Source organism: Bacteroidota bacterium, assembly GCA_016713925.1.
GTDB lineage: Bacteria > Bacteroidota > Bacteroidia > AKYH767-A > OLB10 > JAJTFW01.
In genome coordinates, this window is the sequence record JADJOH010000007.1 from 1,183,221 (window position 1) to 1,198,226 (window position 15,006).

The window sequence follows — 15,006 nt, forward strand, 5'->3', positions numbered from 1 at the left end:
TCATTGCTACCGTTTATAAAATAAATAGTTTTTATAAACTATTTCCATACTGTTCTTAGCCCGAACGTTCCAAGTAAATAGCTACCTGTAATTGTTGAGCCTTCCTGAATATCCAATACTCTAACCCCCGGCCTGAATTCTGAAAAAAGATGGAAGTTCTTCAGGAATTCACTTTTCTTCCCGATCCGAAAATTAATTCCTAAAGGAATAAATCCATTTAAAACCCAACTGCTTTTGCCTTGAATATTTTCGGAAGTAAAATCAGCCTTTTCTCGTTTGGAGGGTGATGAACTATTGTTATTATTTGTTTCCGTAATAAGATACTCCTCCAGATAATTGATGGTATACCGTTCTACCTGATACAAATTATTAAAAGAAATGCCTGCTGACATACCCGCACCGGCATAAAACATCCATCGACGCCCGGTATTCGTACGTAAGAGAACTGAAAACTCAGCATTGATTATAGAAGAAGAGAAACTAATATTACAATGATCCTCACGGGTAGAATCACGCAAATAAACGATCTGCCCTTGCGTATTATATAAAGTATCAAACCTGAATGAAGATTCATTACTCAAAAAAGTATTCATATAGTCACCACTTTCATAGCTGATCCCAAAACGAAGGAGAGGAGAGCCTTTTCCACTTTCACGACGCGACTTACCGGCAACGGCTCCAAGTTGTATTCCGAAGTAGGAATGTTTGTTCCATATTCCGTCACCCGAACTTTTAAAGTCCGTTAAATTTTCCTTTAATAAAGATGATTCCGGTAACATTGACCTTAAATCCTGCACATTAAATACCGTACTTTTCCCGGATGCACTACCGGAAAGAATAAAAATTTCTGAAAGTACATTTCCCTTTTCAGTTGAAAGCGGAGTCTGAGCATTCCCAAACAGTGGAGCACAGAGACAAATTTGTAAGCAGTTTTTTAATATGCTATTTTTCTTCATTGTTCTAAAGTACTCAAAAAAATCGAATTTGGAATTCAGCTGTATATGGAAATTTCTTCCATTATTTTTTTTATTCAAAACATCAACAGATTTGCTAATTTTTTAGCACTGTGAAGGAGGTACATCCTACTATACGATTATCCTCCTTCAAAGAGGCAAAATATGTACCTGATTCATATATAGAAATATCCACGATTTCTTTATAAGATCCTTTGGGCATGTTTAAATAATCCAACTTACTTATCTCTTTACCATTGATGTCATAAATACATAGTGCATAATTCTTTCCTCCCAGAATAGAAAAAGGAATATTAATAAAATTAACTGCCGGATTAGGATAAGGACTTAATATAAAATTTCCATTTTGATTATCTTGAATTCCAGAAGCAAAATTCAAGCTCACATCATCCAGTCTGAAATAGGATCCTATTTGTAATCCGGCTCCCGAGAGTGTATCACTTATAGTAAAGGTAATAATAGCACCGGCAGAGTACCACCCGGAATATATGAAATCGGAACATTGGCCAATGCAAAAGTGTTGGTATTGGCAGTACTAAAGAATTGCTGTACTCCACCGCCAATTCCTGATTGAGAAACATCTGAAATTACCACACCTGCATTAAAAAACTCACCACTACCTGTCAAATTCAGTTTGTAGTAAAACGACATATTCGTATAGGACATTGCCACCGGATGAGGGTTACCGGCGATATCCGTACTGTTCAGGATGGGAGGGAACGGCGTATTTACTCCAATCTGAGTAACAAACCCACTTACAGCATAATTTCCGGTATGCCCGGTATTATTTTGCTGTATCGGGACAGAAAAACCGGGAGCATTATTGGTAGTCCACTCATCCGGCTCACCCAATGTCCAGTTTTCAAAGGACGGATTTAAGACAGGATTTTGCGCAATTGCCATAGCACTTATAAAAATTCCAATCAGAAGTAAGGATTTTTTCATGGGTTTGATGATTTTATTTCAATGTAAAGTGAACCATCAATTCAAGAAAATGCAATGATTAATGTCAATCAAACCTCTAATATTTATTTTACCCGGCTGCTAAGTTGGCTGACCAAAAAGTGGCTCAAGTTCCAATCGAAAACCCAATTAATGCGCTCAGGTAAAACTATACATCTAAAAGCGATTAAAAAAAGTCTAAATGAACCATCTCCATTCAAACCAATCAAAATCACAATGGCTCACTCTATAAACTATACCTTAACGCCAACATCCATCTCCTAAATAAGCCTTTTTCAACTCTCCTCAAGCAAGCAGGATTGACTTAATTCTACTTTCTCAATTCTACATTCTCAATTCTCAATTCTCAATTCTGAATTCTGAATTCTTACATATTGCGTCGATACTGCCCTCCAACTTCAAACAAAGCCGTAGTAATTTGTCCAAGAGAGCAATACTTCGCTACCTCCATCATGGCTTCAAACATATTCCGGTTTTGAATAGCAGTCAACTGTAAATCACGAAGCAAAGTCGCGGAGCGGTCGGAATTACGATGATGCAGCTCCTTCAACATGGTGATCTGATATTCCTTCTCTTCAGTGGTAGCGCGAATAACCTCTTTCGGCATAACAGTAGGGGAGCCCTTACTGCTGAGGAAAGTATTCACACCAATGATCGGATATTCTCCGGTATGCTTCAGTGTTTCATAATACAAGGACTCTTCCTGAATTTTTCCGCGCTGGTACATGGTTTCCATAGCGCCTAAAACTCCGCCTCGCTCTGTGATGCGATCAAATTCTGATAAGACGGCTTCTTCCACCAATCGGGTAAGTTCTTCAATAATAAATGCGCCTTGCAATGGGTTTTCATTTTTTGCGAGACCTAATTCTCTGTTGATGATAAGTTGAATGGCCATGGCACGTCGCACACTTTCCTCAGTGGGGGTAGTGATGGCTTCATCATAGGCGTTGGTATGAAGAGAATTGCAATTGTCATAAATGGCATACAAAGCCTGAAGTGTAGTACGGATGTCGTTGAAATCAATTTCCTGTGCATGCAAGGAGCGGCCTGATGTCTGTATATGATATTTCAACATCTGACTTCTTTCATTGGCATTGTACTTTAATTTCATTGCCTTGGCCCAGATTCGTCTCGCCACGCGACCGATAACCGAATACTCCGGATCAATTCCATTGCTGAAGAAGAAGCTGAGGTTAGGAGCGAAGGCATTGATGTCCATTCCACGGCTGGCATAGTATTCGACATAGGTAAATCCATTCGCCAGGGTGAACGCCAACTGCGTGATCGGATTTGCTCCTGCTTCTGCAATATGATAACCGGAGATGGAAACGGAATAAAAGTTACGGATGCTGTTACGAATAAAATAATCCTGCATATCGCCCATCAAACGCAGGGCGAACTCAGTGCTGAAAATACAGGTATTCTGCGCCTGATCTTCCTTCAGGATATCCGCCTGAACCGTACCACGCACTTGGGATAAGGTCTCTGCTTTTATCTTTTCATATACCTCCTTCGGCAGCACCTGATCACCGGTAACACCCAGCAACATTAATCCGAGACCATCATTTCCTTTTGGTAATTCTCCATTATAACGGGGACGAACGGCTCCTCTTTTCTTATAAATCTCATTGATCTTTTCATTCACCAACTCTTCCTGTCCATGTTTCCTTATGTACAATTCACATTGCTGATCAATCGCGGCATTCATGAAAAAACCGGTGAGCATGGCAGCAGGACCATTGATCGTCATACTCACTGATGTTTTTGGATCGGCAAGATTAAATCCGCTATAGAGTTTCTTGGCATCATCCAGACAACAGATACTTACTCCTGAGTTACCAATTTTTCCATAGATATCCGGACGGTAATCGGGATCATGACCATAGAGTGTAACGGAATCGAAAGCGGTACTCAAACGATGCGCCGGCATTCCAAGGGAAACATAATGGAAACGGTAATTCGTCCTTTCCGGACCGCCTTCACCTGCAAACATTCGTGTTGGATCTTCGCCTTCACGTTTAAAGGGGAAAACACCGGCAGTAAATGGAAATTCACCCGGGAAATTTTCCTGCAACATCCATTTCAATTGTTCTCCCCATGCTTCGAAATCAGGAACAGCCACTTTCGGAATTCGGGTATGTGATAACGACTCATACCAGGTTTGGATTTTAATTTCTTTATCTCTAACTTTAAAAATATAGAAGTCGCTTTTATAAGATTTTATCTTGACGGGTAATTGTTGTAAAAGTTTTTTATTTTGACCATCCAGACGCAGTTCCCATTCCGCGTAAGCGGATCTCAATGTATCGATCGCCTTTTCTTTATCGGCAATGGTTAAATCTGACAACGCTTCCATGGCTTTCCCGATTCCAAAAAGCTTTTGAGCTACTTCAGATTGCTCTTTGGTCCATTGGTCATACTTCCTGTTATTTTCCGAAATCTCACTGAGGTAGCGAGTGCGGTGAGGAGGGATGATATACACTTTCTCACTCATCTCATCGGTGATGGTAAAAGTGGATCGCAGGGGAGAGCCTGTTTTTTCGGAAAGTTTATCGATGACCAGTTTATAGAGACGATTCATCCCCGGATCATTGAACTGGGAGGCAATAGTGCCGTAAACGGGAAGAGAATCATCATCGGCATCCCATAATTGATGATTCCGCTTGAACTGCTTTTTCACGTCACGCAACGCATCCAATGCCCCTCTTTTATCAAATTTATTCAAGGCAATCACATCGGCAAAATCGAGCATATCAATTTTTTCCAATTGCGTAGCGGCTCCATATTCAGGAGTCATTACATACAGCGACATGTCACTATGCTCAGTTATTTCCGTATCACTTTGTCCAATGCCTGAGGTCTCCAAAATGATCAAATCAAATCCGGAAGCTTTCACAATTTCAATGGCTTCCTGTACATATTTTGATAAAGCCAGATTACTCTGTCGTGTTGCCAGTGACCGCATATACACACGATCATTGTTTATGGCATTCATACGTATGCGGTCCCCCAACAATGCTCCGCCGGTTTTCCTCTTTGAGGGATCCACGGAAATAATAGCAATCGACTTATCGGTAAAATCAACCAGAAAACGACGCACCAACTCATCTACCAGACTTGATTTTCCTGCACCTCCTGTACCGGTAATTCCGAGAACGGGTACTTTTGCTTTATCGGCCGCCTTTTTAATTTCTGAATGGTATTTTTCAAATTCTTCGTGGTTATTCTCGGCTGCTGAGATGAGTCTTGCTATTGCATAATGATTCTTCGCTCCAATTTTCCCAACCTCTCCGTTAAGATTAAATCCGGTTGGAAAATCACAGCGCTGCATCATATCATTGATCATCCCCTGCAGGCCCATCGTTCGACCGTCATCGGGATGATAAATACGGGTGATCCCATATTCCTGCAATTCCTTGATTTCTTCCGGCAAGATCGTACCACCTCCGCCGCCGAAAATTTTAATATGCCCGCATCCTCTTTCTTTCAATAAGTCATGCATATATTTAAAATACTCCATATGGCCACCCTGATAGGAAGTCATGGCAATCGCATTGGCATCTTCCTGAATAGCACAATTCACCACTTCAATAACAGATCTGTCATGACCCAGATGGATAACTTCGGCTCCACTGCTTTGAATAATACGACGCATGATGTTGATAGAGGCATCATGACCATCGAAAAGGCTGGCGGCAGTGACGATACGGATTTTGTTGTTCGGAGAATATGGAAGAGGAGATTGCATGTTTCGATTTGAATAGAAAAGCAAATTTAGGGTTTAAAAAGATTGCATCATCCGGGATGACGCAATGATAAGACAGATCAGAACAATCGCAAACCCTTAAATTTAAACTGTATAGCAATACATCGTTTTAAGAAATTAATTGACTTCGAAAGGCACTTGCTTTTTATTAGTTTTGCAACTCTGATAAATCAACCCTATGAGCGTACTCGTCAATAAAAATTCCAGAATCATCGTACAAGGTTTTACCGGTAACGAAGGCACCTTCCATGCCACTCAAATGATTGAGTATGGGACAAATGTAGTAGGAGGGGTTACGCCCGGAAAAGGGGGTACCAAACATCTGGACAAACCTGTTTTCAATACAGTAGCAGAATCTGTTGCTAAGGAAGGAGCTAATGTTTCTATCATTTTTGTACCACCTGCCTTTGCTGCAGATGCCATGATGGAAGCTGCCGAGGCCGGAATTGAATTGATCGTAGCCATTACAGAAGGCATTCCAACCCGCGATATGATCATGGTGAAGGAATACCTGAACGGTCGTAAGTGCCGGTTGATCGGACCGAATTGTCCGGGAGTAATTACTCCGGGAGAAGCAAAAGTGGGTATTATGCCCGGTTTTGTTTTCAAAAGAGGGCCGGTGGGTATCGTTTCTAAATCAGGTACATTAACCTATGAGGCTGCAGATCAGGTAGCAAGAGCAGGTTTAGGCGTGACTACTGCTATTGGAATTGGCGGAGATCCAATCATCGGAACAACTACACGTGAAGCGGTCGAATTATTTATGAATGATCCGGAAACCCAGGGAATCGTGATGATCGGTGAAATCGGAGGAGGATTAGAAGCAGAAGCCGCGAGATGGATCAAAGCAAATGGAAATAAAAAGCCGGTGGTTGGATTTATCGCCGGACAAACTGCACCTCCCGGACGTCGTATGGGTCACGCCGGAGCTATTGTTGGAGGAGCTGAAGACACGGCAGCAGCAAAGATGGCCATCATGCGCGAATGTGGTATTCATGTGGTAGATTCACCGGCATTCATTGGTAAAACCATGGCTGAAGTATTGGGCAAAGTAACTGCTTAAATTCATTGAATTTAAATAGTTTATATAAAAAATATAGCGCCCTTTTCTGTAAAATCCTCAATAACCATAGATTTCTGAACCTACAAAAGGTTCTTTTCATCTATCCCGTTGTGTTGTTGATTTAAAATGACTTTAACGGAGAGCTATTAAGTTAATGGTTTAAAGTCGTCTAGCTGAATTTACAAGGACTTGTCCACAGTTTGAGTTCAAATTTTTTACTTGCTTTCACTTTGAAACAAATCAAGTTTATGCCAAATGACTATCAATTTCTAATGATTTTCCTTTGAACAAAGAAATTTCCGTTAGAAATCTGCAATAGGTATAAACCTCGAGGTAATTCGGAAATATCTAAACTCTTTTCTTTTCCAATGAAGTTGTCATTTATCAAGATCCTTCCTGTTAAATCCGTAATTACCATTCTTCCGTTATTTATAGCGGGAGAAAGATTAATATTTATATAATCATTACCCGGATTTGGGAAAACACTACAACTATAGTTTGTTTCTATTTCTCCTATATCCGTGGTTAAATTGGTATTCTTGTAAAACACATTTAATCCGCCAATAATAGCAGAATTAGGATTAAATACATGAACAGCTTCCAGATCAATAGTAGAGGGAACATTCTCAAAAAACCAGGTTGCACCCCCATTTACAGTTCTCAATACGGTACCGGAATCTCCTACGGCAAATCCATTACTAATATCACAAAAATGAATACTACGTAAGGAACGTAACGTCCCGCTTGTCTGGGGTGTCCAAGTGCTACCTCCGTTAATAGTTTTAACAATAATACCGCTTGAGCCTACAGCATAACCAACACTTGCATTTACAAAAAAAAGAGCATTCATTCCCGCAGTAATCGGTGGTGTGTATACCGGCGCTCCCCAGGTATTTCCTCCATTTGTTGTCTGATAAATTTTTCCACCCGATGCTGTGACACAACCATTTTGTCCGCTTGTAAAGACAATATCTGTCATGGCTGATCCTGTTGTATTTACAGTCTGAATCGTGAATGACGCCCCTCCGTTATATGTCCGGTAAACCTTACCACCGGCTATCGATATAAAAAAAGTATCAATACTTATCATTGAAACACCCCATAAAGAAGTTGAATTAGGAGGAGTAATTGTCGACCAATTAACTCCTCCATCATTTGTCTGTTTAATTAAACCAAACCATCCAATTGCGACGCCATTTAAAGCATCTATAAAATCAACATCACGAACCCCGGATATTTGTGTTGTAGCCCATGAGACGCCGCCATCATTGCTAACGGAGGTACCAAATGTACTGGATGCAAATCCTTTTGTAGGTGAAACAAATTCCATAGACTCAACTGCACCAACAGATTGAGAAATTGTAGTCCATTGCGCTTCTGCTTTTGAGGAAATAATACAGAATAAAATGATAATAAATATTTTTTTCATAATAGAAGTTTTGCTAGTTACAATATTAGTCACAATTCATTTAGGTACAAAATACATATAATAACGCTTCTTTTCCAACTCTAAATCATTGTCTATCAAACAAATTAACTCTAGACCGCTTAGATAAAGACTCCAGGTTGCTCCCGATTAAATATGTTTCCTTGTATATGACCAGAGTGTTTTCGCTATTTCATGGCCTGTTATCTTTCCGGCTGGATATTCTACCCCAATTAAGCTACCTATTCCGCGCCAAAATTGCCTGCAAATGTAAATGTATGATAGAAGGCTTTAGTTGCCATTTTGTATGTATAAATACATAGTAATATTGAGCAGCTAAACCCAGCCATTTTTCAAGTATACATCCTTATAGATCGTGTAAACTGAATTGGCCTAAATTAGGCAAACACATCGGTAACTATCGTAATTGAAATTTCACTATTACCTAAAAAAGAATAACTTATAAAAAAAGGGAAGTCAAATGACCTCCCTTTTTTTATGGGTTTTAACGGAATGATTAATCCAAAACAAACTGCACTCCCAATTGCAGACCTCCAAATACACGAGATGTCTTTTGATAATCTAATTTATTTTGAGGATTTCCTAACCCCTTTTCAGCTTCATAATGCGCAAAAGATGAAGTTGCACTTAGATTTTCCTTATCACTCAGATCCTCTAACTCGTTTTCTGAATACTCGGTGGTGGCATCCGTGAACATATAACCAAAACGCAAACCTGTAGTCAGGTTGATCTTGTCAGTTAGTTTAATATCAATACCGAAACCCAGTACACCTGCAACGCCAAATCCGGCAAAATCATCTTTGAAATCTTTATCTGTATAATTAAATTCTGAAGATGAATTCTGATCAAATTCAAGTGTTTCTTTTGCACCCATCAACAATGAAAACTGAGGTCCGATTTCGAAATAAGGTCCTTTAGGTGACGCAACTCTGAATAAGAGTGGAATATCCAAATAACTCACAGTAGTTTCAACATTAAAAACATTGTCTTCATCACCGAAGTATCCATCATATTTTTGTTTATGAGATGCGTAAACGATCTCAGCGCTCATTCCATAGGTTTCCTTGAACATAAAGATGGCCTGAACGCCAACTGTAGGACCGAAGGAAGAGGCATAGTCAAGACTAGCATTTTGGTCAGAGACGTTTTTATTAAATAGCCAGGTAGAGAAGAATGAACCCTTCAAACCCAGACGAACACCTTCCTGTGCATGTGCAGAAGAAAGTCCGGCTACCAGGAGCGCAATGGCGAGAATTTTTTTCATAATTTTTTATTTTAGTTGAATTGTTTTGAGAGCTTTTAAAGCATGAAGTAACCTTCGGATTTAATAGTACAAGATTACAACAATTTTTTAGATGAGTTCCTTAATTATCTTTGGCAAAATAAACGGAATTAAACCAATACTCCAAGAATTAATATTATGATAAAACTCTTAACCGGAAAAAACGCATTGATTACGGGTGCTTCCAGAGGTATTGGAAGAGGGATTGCTCTTGAATTAGCACAGCAGGGGGCAAATGTGGCCTTTACGTTTCTTAGTTCGCCCGATAAAGCTGCTGAACTTGAAAAGGAGTTGCAAACTTTAGGTGTAAAAGCGAAAGGATATCAATCGGATGCATCTGAATTCAAGGCTGCTGATGAATTGATTAATAATATTTTGACAGATTTTGGATCTCTGGAAATTGTGGTAAATAATGCAGGAATTACCCGGGATAATTTATTGATGCGGATGACGGAAGAACAATTTGATGAGGTCATACGCACTAACCTGAAAAGTGCATTTAATATCACCAAAGCCTGTCAGCGTCCAATGTTGAAACAACGAAAGGGGAGTATCATCAATATTTCTTCAGTGGTAGGTGTAAAAGGGAATGCCGGACAAGCAAATTATGCCGCTTCAAAGGCAGGAATGATTGGCTTTACAAAATCCATAGCGTTGGAACTGGGTTCCAGAAATATTCGATGCAATGCTATTGCACCCGGATTTATCGAAACAGAAATGACCGGCGCCCTGGCCCCTGAAACCGTTCAACAATGGCGGGAACAAATTCCTCTCAAACGCGGTGGAACTCCGGAAGATGTGGCTAAAACAGTGGTCTTCCTGGCAAGCGACTGGTCGGCATATATTACCGGACAAGTAATTAATGTTGATGGCGGAATGCTTACTTAACCATAAGATTTTATATTAACATAGTGTTTTTAGCTTTGAAAATATGGCTTCCGGCTGCCGGCTACCGGCTACCCGCCTTGGGTTGAGAGGCAAGTTGAATGCGTTGCTCTGAGAACTTTTGGTCGCGACGGGGTGCGATGTTTACTGCATCGAGGACAGCCTCATTGTCTCCCACTTTGTGCTTTTAATTTGTATCGTAACATAATTATCATTTTTCAATTGGAATAGCTTCTTCAAAATAAAGTAAGCCGGTAGCTGGTAGCTGGTAGCCGGAAGCAGGAAGCAGGAAGCCGGAAGCCGCGAATTTTGTCGTTGCAAATTACCTGATTGTCGATTAATTATTTGTCCCACGACTGCCTTTGCTATATTCGTAGCAAGAATTACTACATTATGAAAAAAATCAAGCTGTCATTACTACTATTAGGGGTGGCGTGTTTACAGGTGTATGCCGGAAATAATGGTACCGACATTCAAAACAAAATTCTTCCTTACCCGATTCAGCAAAAGAAATTACCCAATGGGCTTAACGTGGTTACTATTCCTTACGATAGTCCCGGATTGGCTGCGTTTTATATTGTGGTAAGAGTGGGCTCCCGCGAGGAAGTAGAAGAAGGGAAAACCGGTTTCGCTCACTTTTTTGAGCATATGATGTTTCCGTGGAACTGAAAAGTATTCCAAAGAACAATATAGCGATGCCTTGAAAGCCACAGGAGCCAGTGCCAACGCCAACACCTGGCTGGACCGAACTGTGTATCATATGACCGGGAATGCCGCCAAACTGGATAAAATGTTTGAACTCGAAGCCGACCGTTTTATGAATTTGAAATATTCAGTGCAGGATTTTAAAACAGAGGCCGGGGCTGTAAAAGGAGAATACACGAAAAATTCTGCCAGCCCTTTTGTGTTGCTGGATGAAAAAGTGAATGATATCGCCTTCGCCACCCATACCTATAAACATACCACCATGGGATTTTTTAAAGATATAGTGGATATGCCCAATCAGTATGAATATTCTATTGAATTCTTCAAAAGATTTTATCGTCCGGAATATGCAACAATTCTGGTAGTTGGTGACGTCACTTCCGAAAAAGTAAATATGCTTGCCGAAAAATATTTTGGAAGCTGGCAAACGGGTAACTATGTTGCAAAAATCCCAACAGAACCTGATCAAAAGGAAACGAAATACACACATGTAACAAAAGCGAATTTCCCACCGGTAGTTTCACTCAATTATAAAGCACCGGCCTATAGTGAAACCAACAATGAATCTGTTGCCCTGGATTTATTTCTCACCATTTTATTCTCTGAAAAATCTGCATTGTACAATAAACTGGTGGTCACTGAGCAAAAAGCAAGAGATTTGGGGGCATCCTTTTTCTTAACGCGTGACCCTTACCTGGCAAAAATTCAGGCTTCATTGGTAGATACAAAAGACATGCAATACGTACGCGATGAAATGAATAAGGTAATCGAAGTAGCAAAAAAGACGCCCTTCACTGCTAAGGAAATTGAAGAAGCTAAAATGCGGCTGCGTTATAGTTTCGCGATGGGAATGGATAGTCCTACCCGGATTGCAGAAAGTGTTTCCTTCTATACATGGGTCACCGGCAATCCGGAGTCTATTAATACTGCTTATGAAAAGTATGGAAAAGTGACCGCCGAAGAGATGATGAAGGCTGCTCAGAAATACCTGACACCACAAGGTCTTACGATTGCTACCATTTCTGCTGATGAAAATTGTCCGGTTAAATAATATTGCCAAATAACACTATGAAAAAATTACTCTGTTTAATAATTATACTTTCCTCTTTCACCGCCAAAGCCTCTGAGGTGATAGAGCTTAAGCTTCCGAAGTCGGATAAAGTTGTGGTGAAACTGATGTTTAAAAACGGGTCTATGTCTGATCCTAAAAACAAAGCCGGACTCACCTCCTTAACTGCAAATGTTATAGCAGAAGGTGGCACAAAGGAGTTGAGCAGCACCGCCATCAAGGATCTGATTTATCCATGGGCGTCGGGGTATAATGTGTCCGTAGATAAAGAAGTGAGTATATTCACTTTTAGTGTTCATCGCGATCATTTGGATAAATTTTACCCGGTCTTGAAAGGATTGATTCTTACTCCAAGATTTGAGGAAGAAGATTTTAAACGGGTTAAGTCGAACCAGCAGAATTATATCGATGAAGTCATCCGCACTTCCTCTGATGAAGAATATTCGAAGAAACTTCTGGAGGATTTCCTGTTCAGAGGTTCGTCTTATCAACATCCTGTGGCAGGAACATCTGAAGGAATCAAGAGCAGTACATTAGAAGATGTTAAGAATCATTACCTGAATTATTTTACAAAAACAAATCTAACGATAGGTATAGCCGGAAATTACACCCCTGAGTTTTTGAATAAATTAAAATCAGACATGGCAATGCTGCCGGAGATGAAATCGCCTTTACCGGAGATGGCCATTGCCAGAATACCTAATGGTATCGAAGTTGAAATTGTTTCAAAAGACAATGCATTAGGCTCCGCGATTTTTGCCGGTTTCCCCATGACCATTACAAGGGCCAATGATGACTTCGCTGCTTTAATGATAGCAAATTCGTGGCTTGGGGAACATCGTAAATCCTATTCCCGCCTGTATCAGAAAATCCGTGAGCAACGCTCTATGAATTATGGAGATTATAGCTATATTGAATGGTACAATAACGGAGGATCCAATATGTTGCCCAGACCCGGTTTCCCGCGGCGATCTAACTATTTCTCCATTTGGATTCGTCCGGTTCAAACCGCTAAAGGACTAAAAGGTCAATATCCTGAACTTTCTACAATTGAAACAGGTCATGCACACTTCGCCCTTAGAATGGCCATCAAAGAGATGGATGAGCTTATTTCTAAAGGGATGAGCAAGGAAGATTTTGAATTGACCAGAGAATTCCTTCGCTCCTATATGAAACTCTATGCACAAACATCAGAGCAACAATTGGGTTACCTGATGGATAGCCGTTTTTACAATAGGAATAACTGGCTTGAAACTGCTGATCAATTGCTGGCAGGATGTACGCAAGAGAAAGTGAATGCAGCTATTAAAAAGTACTGGCAAACAAAAAACATGTTTATTACGATTGTGACTGATAAAAGTGAAGCTGTACCGTTAGCCAGAAGTCTTCGCGAAGGAACTGAATCACCCATGAGTTACAGTGATGCATTAAAAGGAGTATTAAGTGCTGAAATTTTAAAGGAAGATGATGTGGTAAAATCATATCCCATGAAAGTGAGTACAGTAACTATCCTCGAATCTAACGATACTTTCCGAAAGTAAGCGCCATATTGCTATTTCTTATTTGATGTATACCAACAAGTAATAATTAGCACCCGCCAAGCATGAGAAAAAAGGCCTTGAAAAAAAGGGCGGCGATCGTAGGGGGAGGCGCAGCGGGTTTCTTTGCAGCCATCCGATTGGCAGAACTTCAGCCGGAGGTAGAAGTAACTATTTTTGAAAAGAGCAATCACGTACTCAGTAAAGTAAAAGTTTCCGGCGGAGGCAGATGTAATGTAACACATGCCTGCTTTGACCCGCGAGAGTTGGTTAAGTTTTATCCAAGAGGGAGGAAGGAACTCATGGGCCCGTTTCACAAATTCGCTCCCGGTGATACTATAGCCTGGTTTAACGACAGAGGAGTAGAGTTGAAGACGGAGGACGACGGCAGAATGTTTCCGATAACAGATTCATCACAAACAATAATCAACACATTTTTGAATGAAGCCCGGGAAAATAATATTATCATTAAAATGCAATGCGGGATAGCAGGACTCCGGTTTATAAATGATCAATGGGAAATTACACTCCAGGATGAAACCACAACGAATTTTGATGTAATCCTTATAGCAACAGGAAGTAGCTCTTCGGTATGGCAACAATTGAAATCCCTCGGTTTAAAAATAGTGGAACCGGTTCCATCGTTATTTACCTTCAATATCAAGGACCGATTTCTTTATGAATTAGCCGGCATCAGCGTAGAACATGTTTCTATACATATTCCCGGAACAAAACTGAAAGCTGTGGGACCCTTGCTCTTCACCCATTGGGGAATGAGCGGTCCGGCAATTCTTAAGCTTTCGGCATGGGGTGCGCGTATACTGAAGGATCTCCATTATAATTTCCCGATTTCAGTTTCGTATTTAACGGAAGAAGACGATGCATCGTTAAGTGAAAAACTAAAGCATATCAGACATTCCGAATCGAAGAAGCAAGTGAGTACTTTTTCACCCTTCGCAGCGATATCGAAACGCCATTGGAATTATTTACTTCAAAGGGCAAGTATCGCTTCAAAATTAAATTGGGCAGATCTCTCCAATAAGAATCTGAATCAGTTAATGATTGAATTATTACACGGGCAATATCTTGTACAGGGAAAGAGCACCTTTAAAGATGAATTTGTTACTTGCGGGGGTGTCGCTTTGGAAGAAATCAATTTTAAAACCTACGAAGCAAACCGCTTTCCGGGATTATACTTCGGAGGTGAAATTATCGACATTGATGCCATCACCGGCGGATTCAATTTCCAACATGCCTGGACCTCCGGCTGGATTGCAGGAGAAGCCATGAGTGAACGACTGAGTAAATAAGCGG

12 protein-coding genes are annotated in these 15,006 nt (G+C 40.4%); 6 read left to right on the plus strand and 6 right to left on the minus strand.

Going from position 1 to position 15,006, the window contains the following annotated elements; all coding sequences use genetic code 11:
- Nucleotides 1–38 precede the first annotated feature (38 nt).
- The 4 genes from IPJ86_13205 to IPJ86_13220 all read right to left on the minus strand — a co-directional run bounded on the left by IPJ86_13205 (nt 39) and on the right by IPJ86_13220 (nt 5,685).
- Nucleotides 39–956 (minus strand): hypothetical protein, encoded by a 918-nt coding sequence (locus tag IPJ86_13205; protein MBK7888202.1) that lies wholly within the window; start codon nt 954–956, stop codon nt 39–41.
- 94 nt (nt 957–1,050) lie between these two features.
- Nucleotides 1,051–1,359: a T9SS type A sorting domain-containing protein gene (locus tag IPJ86_13210; protein MBK7888203.1), complete on the minus strand. Its 309-nt coding sequence runs from the start codon at nt 1,357–1,359 to the stop codon at nt 1,051–1,053.
- A gap of 56 nt (nt 1,360–1,415) precedes the next feature.
- Nucleotides 1,416–1,919 (minus strand): hypothetical protein, encoded by a 504-nt coding sequence (locus tag IPJ86_13215; protein ID MBK7888204.1) that lies wholly within the window; start codon nt 1,917–1,919, stop codon nt 1,416–1,418.
- Between the two features lie 385 nt (nt 1,920–2,304).
- Nucleotides 2,305–5,685 (minus strand): methylmalonyl-CoA mutase family protein, encoded by a 3,381-nt coding sequence (locus IPJ86_13220; GenBank protein MBK7888205.1) that lies wholly within the window; start codon nt 5,683–5,685, stop codon nt 2,305–2,307.
- Between the two features lie 196 nt (nt 5,686–5,881).
- Between IPJ86_13220 and sucD the strand changes: the two genes are divergently transcribed.
- Nucleotides 5,882–6,766, plus strand: coding sequence for a succinate--CoA ligase subunit alpha (gene sucD, locus IPJ86_13225; protein ID MBK7888206.1), 885 nt, complete (start codon nt 5,882–5,884; stop codon nt 6,764–6,766).
- A gap of 262 nt (nt 6,767–7,028) precedes the next feature.
- Here the strand turns inward: sucD and IPJ86_13230 are convergent, their stop codons facing one another.
- Nucleotides 7,029–8,195, minus strand: coding sequence for a T9SS type A sorting domain-containing protein (locus IPJ86_13230; protein MBK7888207.1), 1,167 nt, complete (start codon nt 8,193–8,195; stop codon nt 7,029–7,031).
- Nucleotides 8,196–8,709: 514 nt separating this feature from the next.
- Entirely contained in the window at nt 8,710–9,477 is a 768-nt protein-coding gene (locus tag IPJ86_13235) for a PorT family protein (protein ID MBK7888208.1), read from the minus strand.
- A gap of 159 nt (nt 9,478–9,636) precedes the next feature.
- Here IPJ86_13235 and fabG point away from each other — a divergent pair, with 159 nt between their 5' ends.
- From fabG to IPJ86_13260, 5 genes are all read left to right on the plus strand, one after another.
- Entirely contained in the window at nt 9,637–10,383 is a 747-nt protein-coding gene (gene fabG / locus IPJ86_13240) for a 3-oxoacyl-[acyl-carrier-protein] reductase (protein ID MBK7888209.1), read from the plus strand.
- Nucleotides 10,384–10,773: 390 nt separating this feature from the next.
- On the plus strand, nt 10,774–11,049 hold the full coding sequence (locus tag IPJ86_13245; protein MBK7888210.1) for an insulinase family protein: 276 nt from the start codon (nt 10,774–10,776) through the stop codon (nt 11,047–11,049).
- 31 nt (nt 11,050–11,080) lie between these two features.
- Nucleotides 11,081–12,136 carry an insulinase family protein gene (locus tag IPJ86_13250; protein MBK7888211.1) on the plus strand — a complete coding sequence of 352 codons (1,056 nt, stop codon included), beginning with the start codon at nt 11,081–11,083 and terminating at the stop codon, nt 12,134–12,136.
- 17 nt (nt 12,137–12,153) lie between these two features.
- Complete coding sequence (locus tag IPJ86_13255) at nt 12,154–13,695, plus strand: insulinase family protein (GenBank protein ID MBK7888212.1); 1,542 nt, start codon at nt 12,154–12,156, stop codon at nt 13,693–13,695.
- A gap of 62 nt (nt 13,696–13,757) precedes the next feature.
- A complete protein-coding gene (locus IPJ86_13260) occupies nt 13,758–15,002 on the plus strand; it encodes an NAD(P)/FAD-dependent oxidoreductase (protein MBK7888213.1) in 1,245 nt (414 codons plus the stop codon).
- Nucleotides 15,003–15,006 lie beyond the last annotated feature (4 nt).